This window comes from Thiohalobacter thiocyanaticus (genome assembly GCF_003932505.1).
Lineage (GTDB): Bacteria > Pseudomonadota > Gammaproteobacteria > Thiohalobacterales > Thiohalobacteraceae > Thiohalobacter > Thiohalobacter thiocyanaticus.
This window is the reverse complement of the sequence record NZ_QZMU01000001.1, coordinates 1,307,691-1,326,667: the sequence shown is the minus strand read 5'-3', so window position 1 is coordinate 1,326,667 and position 18,977 is coordinate 1,307,691. Positions and strand designations below refer to the sequence as shown.

The window sequence follows — 18,977 nt, the reverse complement described above, 5'->3', positions numbered from 1 at the left end:
CAGCGCGGAACGGGTCAGCATGGTAAAAACCAGACTGCCTACGGTGACACGACCCGGCCGGAATAGAACGGCTCGCATTCGGATTCGCTGAACAGTGCGACCCCTTGTTTCACCATCTCGAACAAGGGTGCTGTCAGGGCCACCACAAAGTTGGGCTTATTTATTCTGGGATCGTTGAACGAGCCCTGGATGCGCTGTTCCACCACCGCGCAGCCGTCAGAATCGATGACGGCCACCCGCATGTCCTCAAACTCCGAAGTCACGAAATTCAATCTGCCGGCCAACGCGAGTCGGTTCTCTTCCGTTGACAGCGCGACATCGTGGGCGCGCGCCACGCCGTTCTCGATGTGCCACTCGGAAATCAGCTCCTGGATGCTTGTCCGGCCGCCGGTTTCGGCGAACAGGCTGGCAAAGCCGTAGCCCTGAGTCACCGCCAGGCCGACCGGGCCGGCCAGGAAAAGCGCAGCGGTATCCACCAGATTGAATTGCTGGGTGGACTCGTAGCGGGCCAGTTGCGCGTCCAGATCGGTTCCGTGCAGGACGAGTCCCTCGCCCGCAAGCTCCGCCTGGCCGTCCAGCTGTTCCACCACTTCCGACAGGCTTCGGCCTGAGGACGTCAGTTGCATGGAGAATCCGGCCGACCCTTCGGCACCCTGCTCCTGCCGGAAGGTCTCGATGAAGCGTTCAACGCGGAAGTCTGCGAGTTCCAGCTCGAGGGAGTGGGCCGGGGAGGATCCGGACAGGTCGCTTTCCAACTGGACCTTCAACCGGCCCCCGAACAGCCGTCCGGTCAGCGGGCTGATCGTGAGTCGCTGCCCTTGAGCGGAAATCGCGGCCTGAACCTCGGTTGCGTCCAGAGTACCGTAGGTGATGCTCCGGCAGTTCAGTTGACCGTGAAAGTCCGGCAGTGTCGGGTTGGGCTGGGGCGACTGGGCGGGTGGCCAGGCAAGATCCCTTCCCGCCAGGTCGCAGCCGTTCATCACGAACCTGTCGCCGGATGGCTGGTCGATGAAGGTCAGGCTGGCATCCTCGACAGAGAACCGTCTTATCCCGAAGGGCTGGCGATCCCCGGCGTCGTCGGGCCGGTGGGCCGGAATGAAGTTGAAGGCCCCGTCGGAATCCCGCGTCAGATTCAGGCCGGGTTCGACGAAATTGATAGCACTGATCTCAACCCGGCCGCGCAGCAGGGGCAGCAGCCGGACCCGAAGCCTCATTTCCGCGGCATGGAGCCATTCGGTCTCGCCTTGCCGCACATGAACATCAGTAAGTCCCACCCCCAACGTTGGAAACACGCGAGCCTGGACCGGGCCATCCACCTTGAACTCCATGCCCATCGCCTGGGAGGCAGTCTGTTCGATGCGGTGCCTGACGGTTTCCGCATCCAGGAACACCCAGGCAAGCAACATCAGCAGGGCAAGCAGTGCGACAACACCGCCGACGGCAAACAGGGAGATCCGTGCGATCCTGGACATAGGTTGGCCCATCCCGACAACCTGCGAGGATTACAGATTATTGTATCACACTGACCCGGGCGCGCCGGTCAGCCCGAGCGTCGCCACAACGACGCCAGTAGCGACCCGCTCAGGTTGTGCCAGATACTGAAGAGCGCCCCCGGCAGGGCCGCCAGAGGTGCGAAATATTTCAGCGCCAGTGCTACCGCCAGCCCGGAATTCTGCATTCCCACCTCGATCGCCAGGGTTCGGCTCACTGTTGTGTCGTACCCCAATAGCCGCGGAACAGCATAACCGCCGAACAGGCCGGTCAGGTTGTGCATGACAACCGCCAGCAGCAACAACAGGGAAATTTCGCTCAGTCGCGTGTGGTTCAGCGCCACGATGATCGCGATGATCAGCACGATTGCGGCAACCGAGATCAGGGGAAAGGCGTGTTGCAGCGGTCTGAGCCTTGCATGAAGGAAACGGTTGAGCGCAATGCCCAGCATCGCCGGCGCGATGATCAGTTGCACAATGCTTTTCAGCATCTTGAGTACAGGCACATCGATGCTGGCGTTCAGGTACAGCCAGCTCAACCAGGGTGTGAGCAGCACCGCCAGCAGGGTGGACACCGCCGTCAGGGTGATCGACAGGGCGACATTCCCCTTCGCCAGATAACACACTACATTCGATGCCGTGCCGCCGGGGCTGGCGCCGACCAGCACCATGCCGGCGGTCAGCAGCGGATTCAGTCCCAGCAACAGTGAAATCATCCAGGCTGCCAGCGGCATTACGCCGAACTGCAGCAGCGCGCCCAGCACGATCAGCTTCGGCATCTTCAGGATGCGTGCGAAATCATTGAGCGTCAGCGTCAGACCCATGCCGAACATCACCAGTGCCAGCAGCGGCAGAATCGCGTTTTTGTGGTCGGCGAACAGCTGCGGCTGCCACCAGGCAAGCGCGGAGAACAGAATGGCCCAGAGGGGGAAGAGGCGGGTGAGGTTATGGGTTGTCATTATTCAGGCATTATGAATTGTTCGATGCCGGCCGTGAATGGTGGCGGTGGCGAATGGCACTGACATAAGCCGGATTTCACTCCATCCGCCATTCCTGCGAAGACGGGACAAAAGTGCGGAGCGCGTTGAACGCCTTCATGCCCTTCAGGGTAGAAGGGCAAGCGAAGCGAATAATCCAGTGCCTGGCGGGCAGGCAAACGCTGGATCTCCGCCTTCGCGGGGATGACGCGGCTGAAGTTGCTGCCATTCACGAGGATGGCAACTGGGAAGCGGTTGTTTCGCCCGTGACAGACTGAACCATTCGGAACGGAAGTGACTCAGGCCCGCGTTGTTTGGTTGCGTCGCTGCGCGCCCGGCCCCACGCCCCATACCCGCTTGAACGCCTTGCGAAACGCCGCCTCGGTCGAGTAGCCCATCTGTTCCGCCACCCGGGCGACGGATCGGTTCGGATCGCGCAGCAGCCGGTCGGCCTCCCGCATCCGCAGATCACTGAGATAGCCCATGGGCGTCTGGCCGACGAGTCGCACAAAGTGCTGGGCGAAGGCGGTGCGTGACATCCCGGCGGTTCGCGCCAGACGCTCCACCGACCAGGCCTCGCCGGGGCTGCGGTGCATGGCGCTCAGGGCGAGGTTGAGGCGTGGATCGGCAAGCGCAGCGAGCCAGCCGCGCGGCTGTTCCTGATGATGCAGGTGGTGGCGGATTACCTGCACGAATAAGGTATCCGCCAGCCGGTCCACGGCGACCTGCCAGCCCGGTGCGCGCTGTTCGGCCTCCGCCAGCATCAGGCGGGCGAGCTGATCGATGCGGCTCGATGCCTCGGTATTCTCGCTGCGCACCACCAGTATCTCGGGGAGGGCATCGAGGACGGGATTGGCCGGCCCCGCGCCAAAATCGATGTAACCGCACATCACGACGGTGCCGGTATCCTCGCCGCACTCGGAATGCGGCGTACGGGCCTCGGGCCAGCCAGACAGGGTATGCCAGGCGTCGTGCGGCAACACGACAAGATCCCCGCTGCGTAGCGGAATATCGGGCTGCGCGGTGTCCAGGCGCAGCCAGGCGCTGCCCCGGCCGATCAGATGAAAGGTGGCGCGCTGGCTGCCGGAGGTGTTGAGCGACCAGTTGCCGCAGTAGGTGGCGTGCTCGAAGACGTGGGCACGCAGCTTGAAGCCGGCCAGGACGGTGGAAAGCAGGTCTTCACCTGAACGATAAGACATAAAATTCGGACGATTTCCTATATTCGGGTTCGGCAAGCCTGTCTAGTATCCCCTTCCACGCGGTGCCGGACAAGGTGTCCGGACCGCATACACAACCGAAGAGGAGATACCGATATGCGCAAGCTGATCATGAGCCTGATGCTGCTGATGTCTGTCCTGGGCCTGACCGGCGTGGGTCATGCCGCCACACCGGAGACCGTGGACGGCGTGACCGTGATTCACCTGGATGAGTACAACGGCTACTTCGCCGCCAGGGAGACCCTGGCAGGACTCAAGCCGGGCAAATACCGTTTTGTCGTCACCAACAAGGCGGAAAAAATGGTGGGCTTCTGGCTGCAGGACAATGAGACCCATGAAATGCTGGATCGCTTCCCGCTCGAGCCGGGCGAGACCAAAGAGACGGTGGTGAACATCACCGAGAACGGTTTCCGCTACCGCTGCCCGATCAACCCAACGCCCTGGTATCCTGTGGGTGTCTCGAAGTGACAACAGAGCCCGCACCCGTTCGGTGCGGGCACTCAGCGGAAATACCGGGGAACCTCTTACATGGACACCGCCCGTATGGTGAATCACCGGGCCACAGCAAGGCCTGTCCGCATCCGCTCTGAATGGACAAACAGGCAGCGGCGATCCCGAACGTCGCCGCCTGGGCAGGCCGCTACGTTGTCGGCCTCGGTGCCGGCTGGCCGGGCGGGCTGTGAATTGCGACAATCCCCCTTCAGCTCACACCATACCGTGCAACGATCAGGGGACAGCGATGGCAGCCGGCCACGAGACGGAGAAATTCGAATCCATCAATGTGATGGGTGAGCCGCTGGAGTGCTGCAGCCAGGCGCCCATGACCGGCTTTTACCGCGAGGGGGCCTGCGACACCTGCGAACAGGATGTCGGTTCGCATACGGTCTGTGTTGAGGTGACAGGCGAATTCCTCGACTACTCCCGCTTCAAGGGTAATGATCTGTCCACCCCCATTCCCGAGTTCGGCTTCCCCGGGTTGCAGGCGGGCGACCGCTGGTGCCTCTGCGCCGCACGCTGGCTCGAGGCCCACAATGATGGCATGGCCCCGCGGGTGTTTCTCATGCGTACCCATAAGCGGGCACTGGAGACAATTCCCTATGAACTGCTCAAGGCGTACGCCGCGGATCTGAACTGAGGCGGCCCGGACACCGCACCTCGCCCTGATAGTCTGCCGGCGCGACATCGATTACCATTGCCGGAATCAGCGATGACAGGACGTACTGTTTCCGGCCAGACACATGGACCCGATATCGACACTTGCCGGGGTGGGACAATCCCTCTGGGCATTCTTCCAGCTCGATCCGGCCCTGCTGGCCGATCCCGAGGTCGGTGTCCGGCTGGCGCTGCAGGTGGTCCTGCTCGCCGGCTCCGCGTTCTTTTCGGGATCGGAGACCGCGCTGTTCTCGCTTTCCCGCCTGGATCTGCACAAGCTCAACCGTGAGCGTCATCCCCGTTCGGCGACCCTGCATGCCCTGCTGGACAGCCCGCGCAAGCTGATCATTTCCATCCTCTGCGGCAACGAGATCATCAACATTGCCGCGGTGGCGAACATGACCGCGTTGCTGGTGCTGCTCTACGGACCCGAGCGCGCCGGCATCCTCAGCATCGTCATCATGGTGCCGCTGCTGCTGGTCGTGGGCGAAATCACGCCCAAGATCATCGCGGTCTCCAACCCGGTCCGGGTCAGCGCCGGGCTGGTCGCCGCGCCCCTGAGCCGTTGGGTACGGCTGATCACCCCGGTGCGCTGGGCGCTGCGCGGCGTGGCCGACCGGATCACGACCTGGATCGTCGGCGAGGAGCGTGCCGCGGAGAACATCCTGCGGCTGGATGAATTCCGCAGTATCGTCGACGAAGTGGCCAGCGAGGGCGAACTGCACGCCACCGAGCGCAGCCTGATCTATCAGCTGCTCGATGCCGGCGCGACCGAGATCGTCGAGATCATGACCCCGCGCACCCGGGTGGCCTTCATCGAGGCCGGACAGAGTGCGGCCGACATGATTGCGCAGTTCCGGGCTATCCGGCATTCCCGCGTGCCCGTCTATCAGAATCACCCGGACAATCTCATCGGCTTCATGCGCATCGAGACGGTGCTGCCCCTGGTCATGGAAGGCACCGATCCGGCCGGAGTGGATCCGGAAGATCTTGTCAGCCCGCCGATTGTGGTGCCCCCGACCAAGAAGGTCGACGAGATGTTCGACTTCTTTCGCACCAATAATGCGCGGGCCGCGGTGGTGCTGAACGAGTTCGGCGGGGTGGAGGGCATCATTACGCTGCGCGACGTGCTGACTTTCATCTTCGGGCACCTGTCGGGGGAGATCCGTGGGCAGGAGCTGTATACGACCAAAGACGAGGATGTCTACGAGGTGCCGGGTGACATGAGGCTGGTCGATTTCAACAATCTTACCAATTTCGCCATCCACGACCCGCGGATGACCACTATCGGCGGGGTCGCCTTCCGCCACCTCGATCGCCTGCCGCGGGTGGGTGACGAGGTGGTAGTGGAAGGCTATACCCTTACCGTGCTCGAGGTCGCTGAGCAGCGCATCATTCGTCTGCGGGTGGCGCGTCAGGGCACGCCACCTGCATCGGCTTCGGAAGCGACCTAGGGGAGCGGGGCATGGAGACTTTCATCATCCTGCTGGCCATGGTCCTGCTGTTGCTGCTGGAGGGGTTTTTCTCTGGTTCCGAGATCGCCCTGGTGCATGCCGAAAAGGTCAGGCTGCACGCCGAGGCCAACAAGGGCAACCGGGGCGCTCGGTTGGTGCTGGATATGTTTCAGCGCCCCGATATCCTGCTTACGACCACGCTGGTGGGAACCAACATCTCGGTGGTCACGCTCACAACCCTGGGTACGCTGCTCATGATACGCCTGTTTGGCGAGTACGGGGATATCTATGGCGTCCTGATCTATGCGCCCCTGTTCCTGATTATCGGGGAAATCGTGCCCAAGAGCGTGTATCAGCAGCACGCGGACCATCTGGCGCCGCGGGTGATTTATCCGCTGCGGGTATTCAAGATCCTGCTGTATCCCGTGATACTGACATTTTCCAGCTTCGCCCGGCTGGCCGCCCGCCTGGCCGGGGAGAACCTGAGTGAGAAGCACCTGTTCATTACCCGCCAGCAGATCGGCAGCATTGTGGAAATGGCCAATCGCAGTGCGCACGTCGGTGTCTTCGACAAGGAGCGGATCTCCAGGGCGGTGCGCTTTGCCGATACCAGCGTCGGCGATGCGATGCGCCCGGTCGCCGAACTGGTTGCGGTCGACGGGGACAACGGCGATATGCGCGAGGCCTTCCGCCTGGTTGGCAAGTACGGCTACAACCGTCTCCCGGTGTATCAGGGCAACATCGGCAATATTATCGGGATACTGACCCTCACCGTCTGGGATCTGATGGAGGGGAGCAAGCGCGAGCAGCCGCTGCCTGATCTGGTGCAGCCTGCGCTGTATGTTTCGCCGTTGCAGAACGTCGTCGCCCTGATGCCGCAACTGAAGGAGCGCGAAGACAGCATGGCCATTGTGGTTGATGAGTTCGGTTCCGCCATCGGCATGATCACAATGGAGGATATCATGGAGGAAGTGGTGGGCGAGATCCGGGTAGGGTATGATTTCGACGAATATCGTCCGCGTCGCAGAGCCCATTACCGGCGACTCGGCGATGGCAGCTATGAAGTCGACTCACGCCTTTCGGTTGGCGATGTCAATGAGTTGCTGGATACCGATCTGCCCACGAGTGAGGCGCACACCATCGGCGGTCTGGTCGAGGCCCGCCTGCGACACATCCCCGCGGTGGGTGAGTCCATTACCCGGGAGGGCTGGACCTTCACCGTGACCGAGGCCAGCGAACGGGCGGTCGTCAAGCTGCGCATCAGCACGGCTGCGGATGCGCCTGATTCCTCCTGAGCGGTCAGCGCTGATATACTGGGCGTCCGGATAAAGCCTTTATTGAGTGGAGTTTCGTCATGTTGATTGTCGCCAATCGCGTGCCTGTCGCGGCCGGCTGGGAGGAAACCTTCGAGGAACGCTTCCGCAACCGGGCCGGCCAGATCGACAAACAGCCCGGCTTCGTGCGCATGCAGGTACTCAGGCCGCAGACCGATGGCGCGCCCTATGTGGTGTTGACCACCTGGCGGGACAGGGCCGCGTTCGACGCATGGGTGGGCAGTGAGGATTTCAAGCTGGCGCACAGCAATCCCATGCCGAAGGAGGCCTTCGACGGCGAGGGCGGGATGGAGATGCATGAAGTCATCCTGGCGAGTGAACAATCAGCAGACTGATATTAAAGAGAACGAATAAAAGAAAAGACTTTATCGAAAAAATGCGAATCATTTTCGTCTTTGATATTCGCCGGCCGGCCTCGGCCTATTCTGAACTGGAAAAGATGTGATGCATGATCTCGAGACTGCTAGCTGCGCCCGTTAGGTTGGCGTCCTATCTCCAGTTGGTGATCTACCCCGGGCTGGTGCTCGCCGTTTCGCTGTTTCTCCCTGAAAACCGCTTTTTCGTGCACCTTCCGCTGCATGCCGTGGTGGAAACCTTCGGCGCGCTTGTCGCCCTGTTCGTGACCAGTCTGATATTGATATTCCATCGCGATCAGCGCATCGCGGAGATGCCGCTGGCGGTGCCCCTGGGCCTGACCAGCATGGGGCTGCTGGACATGTTCCATGCCGCCGTGGGGCCGGGCGAGGCCTTTGTCTGGCTGCACAGTCTGGCGACCTTCGTCGGCGGGCTGATGTTCGCGACTGTGAGCATGCCGTTCGGCCGCCGGCCCGCCTCGGAGAATCTGATTCCGCTTGGCGTCATTGCGCTGGTTGTCGTTGCGGCGGCATCGTTGTCGATCTGGCCGGGGCAGTGGGTCCCGGCGATGCTGGTGGATGGGGAGTTCACGCTGTCGGCGCGGCTGCTCAATCTGGCGGGAGGCGTGTTCTTTCTGTTTGCCGCCTATCATCTCAACCGGCTCTATGACCGTCAGGACGAGAAGAATCACCGGCTTTTCGCGCTGCACTGCGCCCTGTTCGGAACGGCGGGTCTGATCTTCGAGCTGTCGACCATATGGGATGCCGCCTGGTGGTGGTGGCATGTCATGCGCCTGGCGGCTTATTGCATTGCGCTGGTGGTCATGGTTCAGCGGATTATGGGTGCGCTGGTCGAGCACGAGAAGCAGCAGCGGATGCTGGACGGCATTTTCAACAACACATCCTCGGTCATGTATGTCAAGGATACGGAGGGGCGCCACATGCATGTCAACCGGCGTTACCTGGATCTGTTCGGTATCACGCCGCAGCGGATACTCGGGAAGAGGGACAGCGAACTGTTCCCCCGGGAGATGGCCGAGGTGTTCGAGTGCAATGACCGCGAAGTGCTGGAGAGCGGCCACCTGCTCCAGTTCGAGGAACAGGCGCCGCATGACGACGGTATGCATACCTATCTGTCGCTCAAATTCCCGCTGCGGGACAAGTACGAGCGAACCTACGCCGTGGCGGGCATCTCCACCGACATCACCGAGCACAAACGGGCCGAGCAGCGCCTGCTCGAGCTGGCGCATTATGACGAGCTGACCGGGCTGCCGAACCGCAACTATTTCATGCAGCACCTGGCGCAGCATGTCGAAATCGCCCGGCACCATAACCACCTGCTGGCCGTACTGTTCCTGGATCTGGACCGGTTCAAGAACGTGAACGACTCGCTCGGCCACCCCTATGGCGACAGTCTGCTCAAGCAGGTCGCGGCGCGGCTGGACGGCTTGATGCGCCAGGAGGATATCGTCGCCCGTCTCGGCGGCGACGAATTCGTCTGCCTGCTGCCGAGTGTCGAGCATCGGGACCAGGTCGCGCAGGTGGCGCAGAAGATCATCGCCGCCCTGTCCCGGCCGTTCGATGTCGACGGCCATGAGCTCAGTGCCTGCACCAGTATCGGGATAAGCCTGTTTCCCGACGACGGCGGCGATGGCGACACCCTGATAAAACACGCCGATTCCGCCATGTATCGGGCCAAGGATCAGGGGCGCAACCGCTACGAGTACTATACTCATGAACTCACGTTGCAGGTCTCGCAGCGTTTCCGCCTGGAAGGCGATCTGCGTCATGCCATCGAGCGCCGCGAGCTGTATCTGGTCTGGCAGCCTCAGTTCAGCCTGGCCTCGGGAGAGCTGATCGGCGCGGAGTGCCTCCTCCGCTGGCAGCATCCCGAACACGGCCTGGTTCCGCCGGATGAATTCATCCCGCTGGCCGAGGAGAGCGACCTGATTCTTTTCATCGGCGACTGGGTTCTGTGCGCGGCTATCGCGCAGATGGCGGGATGGCAGGCGCGGGTGCCGTCCCTGAAGGCGTCGATCAATCTGTCGCCCAGGCAGTTGTCCGCCGCCGGCCTGTCGCAGCGTATCCGCTCACTGCTCGAGCAGTACGGCGTGAGCCCGGGGCGGATTCAGCTGGAGCTCACGGAAAGCGGGCTCATGGAAAGCCAGGCTGTCAATGCCTGGCTCGGGCAGGAGGCGGCCTCGCTGGGACTGCTGTTGTCGATCGACGATTTCGGTACCGGCTACTCGTCGCTGTCCCGTCTGAAGACTCTGCCCATCAATCAACTCAAGATCGACCGTTCCTTTGTCAAGGACATCCCTGACGACGAGAACGATATTGCCATCACCCGCTCGATCATCGGGCTGGCGCGCGGGCTCGAACTGGAAGTGGTGGCCGAGGGCGTGGAAACGGCCTATCAGGAGCGTTTTCTGCGTGAGGCCGGTTGTGATATCGCGCAGGGCTACTATTACAGCCGGCCGGTCAGTGCGGCCGAATTCGAGACCCGCTATCTGCGCAGCCAGAAGGAAGAATGACGGAGGCGGATGCCTGGTGGATTAAGCTATCTTCGTCCCGCCTCCGGGCGACGGTGTCCTGGCCCCTGATATAATGAGCGACTCCGACTGAAAACCACTGCGAATGGAGCCGTGCCACGTTCATTGTCGCCAACCGTGTCCCGGTCGCCGCCGGCTGGGAGGAGACCTTCGAGGAACGCTTCCGCAACCGTGCCGGCCAGATCGACAAGCAGCCCGGCTTCGTGCGCATGCAGATCCTCAGGCCGCAGAGCGAGGGCGCGCCCTATGTGGTGCTGACCACCTGGCAGGACAGGGCCGCGTTCGAGGCCTGGGTGGGCAGCGAGGATTTCAGGCTGGCGCACAGCAATCCCATGCCGAAGGAGGCCTTCGACGGCGAGGGCGGGATGGAGATGCACGAGGTCGTCCTGGAGAGCGAGGCGGCGACCGACCGGTAACCCTCGCCCACCGGTTGCGCGTCCGGTATCCGCCGGGGCGGAATGCGTTGCGGGATCAGCGAGCCTTCCCGGATTCGAGTTGCCGGTGCAGGGCCGTCATCAGTTCGATCAGGTAACCGCGCATGGCGTGTCGGGTGAGCCAGTGCGGCACCAGTTCTCCGGGATCCAGGGTGATGCGATAGACGGCGTCCAGTCCCCCGGGTGCGGGACGAATGTCCCAGCAGCCGCTGAAGGCCGCCGGCGGCATGGCGTCAGCGTCCCCGGGCAGTTCGTATCGCTGACTCAGCCGCCATTCAACCCGGTAGTGTCCGTCCTCCGGTTCGCTGAGGCGGTCGGTGCTTTCCAGTACATAATGCCGGTCCTGAACCGGCGCCGGATAATCCAGTCGCTGGTAGACCCAGACATGTCGTCCGTTTCGTTCCAGGACATCGCTGACCCCGACGTCGGGGATCACGCCGGCAAAGTGTTCATATTCCCAGATGAGCTGATACAGTGCGCGCGGCTCCGCCTGCCAGCGCACGCGCACGGCGGCCTCCGGCACTCCCCCGGCGGTGTCGCGCTGGTACAGGCGCATATCCGAACCCTGATGTACCTGGGCCCAGGAGGGGCCGGGCGGTGGCTGTGCGTCACAGGCGTAGAGTGTCTCCGTTGCGCCAGGTACGGCGGTTGCGGCGAACAGCAGCCAGACGGCAAGGGCATTGGTTGCCAGTGTCATTGAGGCTCCCGGCGTTGTGGACAGGTGGGCAGCCGCAACTATAGTTCAGATATTCCGCTCGCACGGATATCTGCCGCAAGCGTGCCGGGCGGCAGGGGAAACCGCATACGCTGCTGGCGAGGGAGGTGGATGATGCAGCTTCAACCTGTGGAAAATGCCCGCTATCATCGGGCAATGGGCAACCTGCTGGTACTCTATACCCAGGTGGATCAATTCATTATGGAGGCCTGCGCGGCGCGTATCGCCTCCGCGCCCGGTGACGAAGCCCGGCTCGGGCTCGCCAAGCAGGTCGGCGACGAACGCCGTCATGTCAGTATCCAGAAACGCTGGATGCGGGAGTTCGGTGTCGAGACAACCCCGCTGATCAGCGCGCAGGCCCTGGACCGGCTCAAACAGGCCTTTGCCGAGCTGGACTGGGTCGATTATCTGACGGATCTGTACCTGGTGATCGAGGCCCTGGGGTCACAGGCGGTCGAGGAGGTGGTGCCGCTGACCGACCCCGGTACCCGTGAATCACTGCGCGTTCCGCTTCAGGACGAACTCGATCACGTGGAATTCGGACTCTCGCAGCTGCGCCAGGCCCTGGCGGCGCTGCCGCCCGCCGAGCGCGAGGCCCGGCTGCAGGCGATTCCCGGTCGCATCGAGGCGTTGGCCGGGCATTTCGGTGAGCTGGGACTGCCGGTGCGAGACTGGTTTGCCGATGTCGGCTGTGATCCGGAGGCTTTGGTGAGCATCCTGCATCAGCGCCGGGACGCGCTGCTGGAGCGCCTCGCCGCCTGAGACCCGGGCCGGTGTCCGGGACGGCACTGTCCGCCGCCCCGCCTCAACGGCCGACAATGGCCCGACCCCTGGGCGGCGGCTCGGGCGCTGCGTCAGGCGGGCGGTGGACCCGGGGTTGCTCGGGGTGAGGGGGCGCGCGCATGCCCGGACCGGGATGCGGACGGAATTGGTGCGGCAAGACAAACCGGGGTGCGGCGTAGCGTTGTGTGTCGGTGTCTTGCGCCGCTTCCTGCCGGATCTTGTGCGCCTCCAGTGCGGTCCTCTCGCGTTCCAGCCGCAGACGTTCCCGCTCCAGACGGGCGGCCTGCAGGCTGTCTGCAACGTCAAGCACCGCCCGGTAACCGCCTGCAGCAGGGGGTTGTGAAGGCGCCTCGGGCGAGAGTTCAATCACCTCGTAATCGACATCCGCATGTGGCGCAGGCGGGGTTTCGCTGTAATAGGTACTGCCGTCGGTCCCCTCCCATTTGTAGATGGGTGCGGCCGCCAGCGCCACGGGCAGCCCGAAGAGAACAACCGCCCATGTATTCAACGCCTTGTGGCCTGTGCGGTACACCAGCGCCTCCACTGTTTCATGCCTTTCCGCCAGCAATTGCTGAAATCCGCCGGTAGGACTCGACATCTCCGACACCTGTGTGAGGAGGAAGTTGCCTGCGGACGCAAGATGCATAAACAAGACTTATTACCAAACCTCGGCCCCATAATGAGGTGTGATTCCCGTTCTGGCCGGTTCCGTTCGGACTGTGTTGTGTGGACTACACTTTGACCGTGGCAGACAGGTCAGGAGCACCGGCGGGATCGGCTGCGCCTGATGCAGCCGATGCAGCAAGCGGCAAACGAGGTTTGCCTATGAAACGCACGATAGCCTTTCTTCTCTGCCTGTGTTTGCAAGGCTGCGCCGGAAATCCGGCCGTGCGATACACAAACGAACTTCCGCAGGGATCGACCCTTGTTTACGCTGCGCCCATGCTGCGGGCGCGGCAGTACCAGGACATGCGCAATGGTTACGATTTCATCGCCTATCGGCTGCGTTCAGTCGAACCTGCCAGCGGTGATCGGCGGCATGAACTCTATGTGAAGATCACGCATTCCGGGCTGCGGCGGCAATACCGCCATGCCAGATTCAACAGGGCCGGTGTTGTTGACGTCGGTATGCGGATCCAGGAAACGAGCGGCTGCCCGGAGAGTCGGATAGGTCCGCCCTGTGATACCCGGCTGGTGCTTACGGTTCCATTGAGTGAACAGTTGCTGCATGCGCACGCCGATGCAGGACTTCAGGTCACTTTGGTCACGGAAGATGAGGAGGAGAACAAACTCGCCCTTGACGCCGCCTATATCGCAGCATACCTCGACGGCCCGTGAAGATAACGGGCGGCATATTCACGCTTCTATCTGTTTTTCCCTCTTGTTGAACAACACCCCAAGCCCCGGAGGACTGCATGCGACGACTCTATTTTCTGGCCCCTGATGTCAAAACGGCAAAGACCATCGTGGACGAACTCCTGCTGGCGCGCATCGAGGTGCGCTATATCCATGTCCTGGCCAGGGAGGGTACGCCGATGGCGGATCTGCCCGAGGCCGGGCTGTCGCAGAAGAGCGATCTGGTGCCCGCGCTGGAACGGGGTATTGCCATCGGAGGCATGGCCGGCGTGGTTGCCGGTGTCGTCGCCGTGACCTTCCCCCCTGCGGGGCTGGTGCTCGGCGGCGGTGCCATTCTGGCGACCGGGCTGACCGGTGCCGGTGTTGGCGCGGTCATGTCCAGCATGATTGGTGTGGATGTCCCCAATTCGCGTCTCAAACAGTTCGAGGAGGCGATCGGGTCGGGCAAGCTTCTGCTGATGGTGGATGTGCCGAAGGATCGGGTCGGGGAGATCCAGGAGAAGATCAGGCAGCATCATCCCGAGGCCGAGATCGGCGGCACCGAACCCACGATCCCGCCGTTTCCGTAGTACGGGTACCGCACCGGTCAGCGGGTCAATGGGCTGGCTGACCGGAGTCATTATCTGCTGGCGTGCGGGACGGGCCACTGCCATAGGAACGACGAGTGTCGTGCTGCTGCAGAATCTCCAGGGAGGGGTGCTGTGTAGTTCCCGCCTTTCTAGCGACGCTGGATGCGGACGAGGTAGGGCGTGGCGTCGTCGTTGTCGAAGTCGTGCTGGTAGTCGCCGCTGTCGCCCATGATCAGGATCTGTTCGGTGCCGGGGTGGTACACCAGGTGTCTGCCGTCGGCGGCGCCGATGTCGATCGGCTGCCAGGCCTCCTGCTCCAGCCAGTAGAGCCAGGCGGATTTGCTGCAGCCCCAGTCGTAGACGAACAGGGCGTCGAGGTGCTCGAGGTGAAGCGTGTAGATCCATTCCCGCGCCTGGGGGTGGGGGCAGGACGGCGCATCCCAGGGCAGGGCGGCGATATCGCGGATGCGCTGCCGGTCGATATCGAAGGCGATCAGGCTGTTGTTCCTGAAATCGACGCTGTAGATGCTGCGCCCGGCAAGTGCAGCATAGACGGCATGGCGGCGGCTGCGCAGGGTGCCGGGCAGGTTCTCCCATTCATGATTCTGCGGGTCCCAGATGAGGACATTGCCGCCGCGCGGGCCCAGGAGGTAGACCTTGTCGGTTTCGGCATCATAGACGGCGAATTCGACGCTGCGTGGCGGCGGGCTCTGTCCTTCGCGCAGTTGCCAGTTCCCGGTCTGCGGGTCGAAGCCCATGACCTGCTTGTCCAGGCCGTCGCAGTCGGTCCCGAAATAACGCTGCTGTCCGGGCAGCGCCCAGAATTGCTCACGCCGCGAATCCCATACCCAGCCGTGCTGGTCCGGGTGGCCGAAAGTGAAATTATTCGGCGTGCAATAGGGCATGAGCAGCCGCCATTCATCGGCGCGGATGTCGTAGCTGAAGATCTCCTGGCGGGCGGAGTGGCGGAAGTGCGGATAATCACTGCCGGGCGGGCCCTCGTAACCGAAGTCGCCGCCATGCCAGTAGATCAGGCCGTCCTGCGGGTTCACCGTAAGTCGGCCGTGCTTCATGGCATTGCAGGGCCCTTCATGGCAGGTCGGCGGCCGGCGGGCCTCGACCTGGATATCCAGCGGGACCTGCGCGAATTCGCCGCCGTGCCTGTCGGCGGCGGCCGGGCCCGCGCCGGATGCAGTGGCAAGGACGAGGCAGCCCCCCAGCAGCAGCGCCGCGCTGTCGCGCAGCCGGGGAGGGCGTATCCGGGTTGTATCCGCTGTTCGCATGAGAGTGAGGATAGATCCATTTCGAGCCTGTCGCCATGAGGCCGGCGACAAACGAGAATCATTTGCGCTTTCGGTTGTCACCGACTACCTTGACTGGAATCGGGCCGGCCCCGGCCGGCATCAGGCAACAGTAATCCAGTCAACAAGGCGACCGCATGACAAGAAAAACCGATACCCGCAGCATGGCGCTGTACTGTGACTTCGAGAATGTTGCGCTGGGGGTGCGCGATGCCAAGTATGCCGCCTTCGATATACAGAAGGTGCTGGAGCATCTTCTGCTCAAGGGCAATATCGTGGTCAAGAAGGCCTATTGTGACTGGCAGCGCTACCAGGAGTTCAAGGCTACCATGCACGAGGCGGCGTTCGAACTCATCGAGATTCCCCATGTGCGCCAGTCGGGCAAGAACTCCGCGGATATCCGCATGGTGGTGGACGCCCTCGACCTCTGCTACACCAAGTCGCACGTCGACACCTTCGTGATTATCAGCGGCGACTCGGATTTTTCACCACTGGTGAGCAAATTACGCGAGAACGACAAGATGGTGATCGGTGTCGGCGTCAAGAACGCCACCTCCGACCTGCTGATCGCCAACTGCGACGAGTTCATCTTCTATGATGACCTGGTGCGGGAGGCCGAGGCGCCGCGCCGGGCGCGGCGCAAGACCGCGGCGAAGAAGACCGGCAGCAAGACCGGGGCGGCAGCCGGCAGTGATGAGGACAGGCGCCAGGAGGCCCTGGACCTGGTCCTGGCGACCGTGGCAGCCCTGTTCAAGGAACGTGGGGAGGAGGAGAAGGTCTGGGGCTCGATGGTCAAGCAGACCCTCAAGCGGCGCAAACCCGGCTTCAACGAGGCCTACCATGGCTTCCGGAATTTCGGTGAGCTGCTGGAGGAAGCCGCCAGGCGCAAGCTGCTGGACCTGGAGGCGGACGACAAGTCCGGAGGTTACATTATAAAGGGTTACTCCCACTGACACCTGATTACCCGGAGAGGACAGGGATATGACCATCACCAACAGCCAGTCAGGCACCAACGTTCATGAGATCAGCGACGGGATATACCGGATCAATACGCCCGTTGTCTTTGAAAACGGCAACGGATTTTCCTTCAACCAGTACCTGATTGCCGACGATGAGCCGTTATTGTTTCATACCGGGCCGCGCAGGATGTTCCCGCTGGTGCGCGAGGCCGTGGCAAGCATACTGCCGGTCGATCAGCTGCGTTATATCGGCTTTTCCCACGTAGAGGCGGATGAGTGCGGTTCACTGAACGAGTGGCTGGCTGTGGCCCCGCAGTCCACCCCGCTGTGCGGGACTGTTGCGGGCATGGTGTCCATTGCCGACATGGCTGACCGGGCGCCCCGCACCCTGGCCGATGGCGAGATGCTTGCCCTGGGCCGGCACAGCGTGCGCTGGCATGACGCGCCGCATCTGCCCCATGCATGGGAGTGCGGGTTTCTGTCCGAGGAAAGCACGAAGACCCTGCTGTGCGGCGATCTCTTTACCCAGGGCGGCACCGACCTGCCTCCACTCACGGAATCCGATATTCTCGAGCCCAGTGAGTCCTTTCGACACGCCATGGACTATTTCTCGCACACGAAGTACGCGCGTGAGCTGCTTGAGCGGCTTGCCGCCACCGCCCCGGCGACTCTGGCATGCATGCATGGCAGCGCCTGGCGTGGTGATGGCGCCGGCTTGCTGCGGGCGCTCGGCGATGAGCTGTGCTCGTAATATCAGGCGATCTAGAAGTTTTCGTTTTCCACTTCCTGGAAGACGAAATTGATAACCCGGCCCATTTCGTTGAAGTTGATCCAATCCTGGTATTCCGCCAAGTCGGAAATCACTTCATCCCTCATCTCGTAAGCTTCAAGACCTCGGTTGAAGTGGTGGGTAACGGATGAATGGAGTGTTTCCAGAAACCGAAGGGTGGTTTCCGGGATTTCGCGTCCGCCGCTGCGGCCATGGCCGGGGATGTAGATGTCGACATCCGCATTCAACATGGCTTTGATGGCCGTGATCGAACCCTTGAAACTCGCATCCTGCGGCACATCCGAATTCGGAACCCGTCCTGAGGTGACGATGTCGCCAAAAAACATCCCCTTGTCATCGACCACCTCGATCATGAGGTCATGGTCGGTATGGGCGTGGCCTGTGTGATGGATTTTCAGTGTAATCCCGTCGAGTGACAGGACCTCGCCACCGGAAAGACCGATATTCGGTCCGATCACCCTGGTGCCTTCAATCGCCCCTTCGGTCATATTCATGAGCAGCTGGATCCACTTTTCCCCCTCACCGGCCTCGATGCGTTCGATCATTCGCGTGTGTGCATAGATGGGGACTTCAGGATGGATTTCGCGGATGCCCTGATTTCCAAGCCAGTGGTCGCCATGCACATGGGTATTGAACACGGCTATGACGGGTTTGTCCGTGACGTCACTCAGCTTTGCCAGCAGCTGCCTGCCGATCTCGGCGCTGCTGCCGGGGTCGATGATGATGATCCCGTTATCCGTCACAACGGCAGAGGGGTTGTTCATGAAGCCTCGGCTTTCCGGACCGGGGAGCGCCTGTGTGCCCTGGACGATATAGATATGTCGGCTGATCTGTTCCAGCGGGTGCTGCTCGAACGCCATGGGAGGCTGCGGATCGTGTGCGAACGCGATTCCTGTGGCGCTAAGAAATATACAGACTGAACGGCCATAGTGTTTCATCCTGCGCTTCCTTCCTGTTCATGGGGTAGTCTCAGTAAAAGCCAGGGATCATGATTCAGCAACATAGTACATGTCGTCCTGAATAGACATGGACATGGGGAGGGTCCTGTCTACACTGATGGATGGCCGTGCCCCACCGGCGGCCGTCAAAAAACCGGGATACGGAGGACAAGATCATGAAATGCAACAAGCTAATGTTATGCGGCCGCCGGTCATTCGTGAGGAATACACTGGCCCTGATGGTTGTCGGCGTGCCGGTTCTCTGGTCCTGCTCGCGCGATGAGAATGCCTCCGAAGACGCTGCCGATGCGACAGACGGGGGCTCGCGCGCAGGCGCACAAAGCCCCGATACCCGGGCCGCGCAACAGGATATGAGTGAAGAAATGACCGGAGGCAATGAAACGAAGGCTGCCAAGACCGATGTGAATTATCAGGACAGCCCTGCGGAGGGCAGGAGATGCAGTGACTGCCGTAACTTCGTGGATGAGGAAACCCCGGGTGAAGGGGCGAGATGTCACGTGGTCGAGGGTGTAATCAGTCCGTCCGGGTACTGTGATTTGTTCAGCCCAAGAACCTGACATGTCTCCTGTGGGTGACGTGCTC

At 62.0% G+C, this 18,977-nt stretch carries 20 protein-coding genes; 13 read left to right on the top strand and 7 right to left on the bottom strand.

Translation table 11 applies throughout. The features are described 5' to 3' along the window. Positions 1 to 38: 38 nt before the first annotated feature. The 3 genes from D6C00_RS06250 to D6C00_RS06240 form a co-directional block, all read right to left on the bottom strand. Positions 39 to 1,472 (bottom strand): AsmA family protein, encoded by a 1,434-nt coding sequence (locus D6C00_RS06250; protein WP_158675327.1) that lies wholly within the window; start codon positions 1,470 to 1,472, stop codon positions 39 to 41. A 68-nt stretch (positions 1,473 to 1,540) separates the two neighbouring features. Then, complete coding sequence (locus D6C00_RS06245; RefSeq protein ID WP_125180926.1) at positions 1,541 to 2,449, bottom strand: bile acid:sodium symporter family protein; 909 nt, start codon at positions 2,447 to 2,449, stop codon at positions 1,541 to 1,543. A gap of 317 nt (positions 2,450 to 2,766) precedes the next feature. Beyond that, positions 2,767 to 3,666 carry an AraC family transcriptional regulator gene (locus tag D6C00_RS06240; protein ID WP_125180925.1) on the bottom strand — a complete coding sequence of 300 codons (900 nt, stop codon included), beginning with the start codon at positions 3,664 to 3,666 and terminating at the stop codon, positions 2,767 to 2,769. A 114-nt stretch (positions 3,667 to 3,780) separates the two neighbouring features. On the opposite strand from D6C00_RS06240, the gene D6C00_RS06235 reads away from it, so the two are divergent. The 7 genes from D6C00_RS06235 to D6C00_RS06205 all read left to right on the top strand — a co-directional run bounded on the left by D6C00_RS06235 (position 3,781) and on the right by D6C00_RS06205 (position 10,945). Continuing rightward, positions 3,781 to 4,152 carry a hypothetical protein gene (locus D6C00_RS06235; RefSeq protein WP_125180924.1) on the top strand — a complete coding sequence of 124 codons (372 nt, stop codon included), beginning with the start codon at positions 3,781 to 3,783 and terminating at the stop codon, positions 4,150 to 4,152. 271 nt (positions 4,153 to 4,423) lie between these two features. Then, complete coding sequence (locus D6C00_RS06230) at positions 4,424 to 4,819, top strand: DUF2237 family protein (RefSeq protein ID WP_125180923.1); 396 nt, start codon at positions 4,424 to 4,426, stop codon at positions 4,817 to 4,819. 103 nt (positions 4,820 to 4,922) lie between these two features. Beyond that, positions 4,923 to 6,290 (top strand): hemolysin family protein, encoded by a 1,368-nt coding sequence (locus tag D6C00_RS06225; protein WP_125180922.1) that lies wholly within the window; start codon positions 4,923 to 4,925, stop codon positions 6,288 to 6,290. An 11-nt stretch (positions 6,291 to 6,301) separates the two neighbouring features. Beyond that, the gene (locus D6C00_RS06220; protein WP_125180921.1) at positions 6,302 to 7,585 is read left to right on the top strand and encodes a hemolysin family protein; all 1,284 of its coding nucleotides are present in this window, start codon (positions 6,302 to 6,304) and stop codon (positions 7,583 to 7,585) included. Between the two features lie 59 nt (positions 7,586 to 7,644). Next, positions 7,645 to 7,959: an antibiotic biosynthesis monooxygenase family protein gene (locus D6C00_RS06215; RefSeq protein ID WP_125180920.1), complete on the top strand. Its 315-nt coding sequence runs from the start codon at positions 7,645 to 7,647 to the stop codon at positions 7,957 to 7,959. A gap of 146 nt (positions 7,960 to 8,105) precedes the next feature. Next, positions 8,106 to 10,511 (top strand): bifunctional diguanylate cyclase/phosphodiesterase, encoded by a 2,406-nt coding sequence (locus tag D6C00_RS06210; RefSeq protein ID WP_158675326.1) that lies wholly within the window; start codon positions 8,106 to 8,108, stop codon positions 10,509 to 10,511. 122 nt (positions 10,512 to 10,633) lie between these two features. Further along, on the top strand, positions 10,634 to 10,945 hold the full coding sequence (locus tag D6C00_RS06205) for an antibiotic biosynthesis monooxygenase family protein (protein ID WP_125180918.1): 312 nt from the start codon (positions 10,634 to 10,636) through the stop codon (positions 10,943 to 10,945). A gap of 55 nt (positions 10,946 to 11,000) precedes the next feature. On the opposite strand, the gene D6C00_RS06200 is transcribed toward D6C00_RS06205, so the two are convergent. Further along, positions 11,001 to 11,660, bottom strand: coding sequence for an SRPBCC family protein (locus D6C00_RS06200; RefSeq protein WP_125180917.1), 660 nt, complete (start codon positions 11,658 to 11,660; stop codon positions 11,001 to 11,003). Positions 11,661 to 11,792: 132 nt separating this feature from the next. Between D6C00_RS06200 and D6C00_RS06195 the strand changes: the two genes are divergently transcribed. Next, positions 11,793 to 12,440 carry a ferritin-like domain-containing protein gene (locus D6C00_RS06195; RefSeq protein ID WP_158675325.1) on the top strand — a complete coding sequence of 216 codons (648 nt, stop codon included), beginning with the start codon at positions 11,793 to 11,795 and terminating at the stop codon, positions 12,438 to 12,440. 43 nt (positions 12,441 to 12,483) lie between these two features. Here the strand turns inward: D6C00_RS06195 and D6C00_RS06190 are convergent, their stop codons facing one another. After that, positions 12,484 to 13,059, bottom strand: coding sequence for a DUF4124 domain-containing protein (locus D6C00_RS06190; RefSeq protein WP_158675324.1), 576 nt, complete (start codon positions 13,057 to 13,059; stop codon positions 12,484 to 12,486). Between the two features lie 227 nt (positions 13,060 to 13,286). Here D6C00_RS06190 and D6C00_RS06185 point away from each other — a divergent pair, with 227 nt between their 5' ends. Continuing rightward, complete coding sequence (locus D6C00_RS06185) at positions 13,287 to 13,799, top strand: hypothetical protein (protein ID WP_125180914.1); 513 nt, start codon at positions 13,287 to 13,289, stop codon at positions 13,797 to 13,799. A gap of 77 nt (positions 13,800 to 13,876) precedes the next feature. Next, positions 13,877 to 14,386 (top strand): DUF1269 domain-containing protein, encoded by a 510-nt coding sequence (locus D6C00_RS06180; protein ID WP_125180913.1) that lies wholly within the window; start codon positions 13,877 to 13,879, stop codon positions 14,384 to 14,386. Between the two features lie 149 nt (positions 14,387 to 14,535). Here the strand turns inward: D6C00_RS06180 and D6C00_RS06175 are convergent, their stop codons facing one another. After that, positions 14,536 to 15,669: a Kelch repeat-containing protein gene (locus tag D6C00_RS06175; RefSeq protein ID WP_125180912.1), complete on the bottom strand. Its 1,134-nt coding sequence runs from the start codon at positions 15,667 to 15,669 to the stop codon at positions 14,536 to 14,538. 155 nt (positions 15,670 to 15,824) lie between these two features. Here D6C00_RS06175 and D6C00_RS06170 point away from each other — a divergent pair, with 155 nt between their 5' ends. Then, positions 15,825 to 16,640, top strand: coding sequence for an NYN domain-containing protein (locus tag D6C00_RS06170; protein WP_125180911.1), 816 nt, complete (start codon positions 15,825 to 15,827; stop codon positions 16,638 to 16,640). A gap of 28 nt (positions 16,641 to 16,668) precedes the next feature. Next, positions 16,669 to 17,397 carry an oxygen-binding di-iron domain-containing protein gene (locus D6C00_RS06165; protein ID WP_125180910.1) on the top strand — a complete coding sequence of 243 codons (729 nt, stop codon included), beginning with the start codon at positions 16,669 to 16,671 and terminating at the stop codon, positions 17,395 to 17,397. Positions 17,398 to 17,408: 11 nt separating this feature from the next. Here the strand turns inward: D6C00_RS06165 and D6C00_RS06160 are convergent, their stop codons facing one another. After that, entirely contained in the window at positions 17,409 to 18,296 is an 888-nt protein-coding gene (locus D6C00_RS06160) for an MBL fold metallo-hydrolase (protein ID WP_158675323.1), read from the bottom strand. Positions 18,297 to 18,550: 254 nt separating this feature from the next. Between D6C00_RS06160 and D6C00_RS06155 the strand changes: the two genes are divergently transcribed. Next, positions 18,551 to 18,952, top strand: a complete 402-nt coding sequence (locus D6C00_RS06155) for a hypothetical protein (protein ID WP_125180908.1) — start codon at positions 18,551 to 18,553, stop codon at positions 18,950 to 18,952. Positions 18,953 to 18,977: the final 25 nt, after the last annotated feature.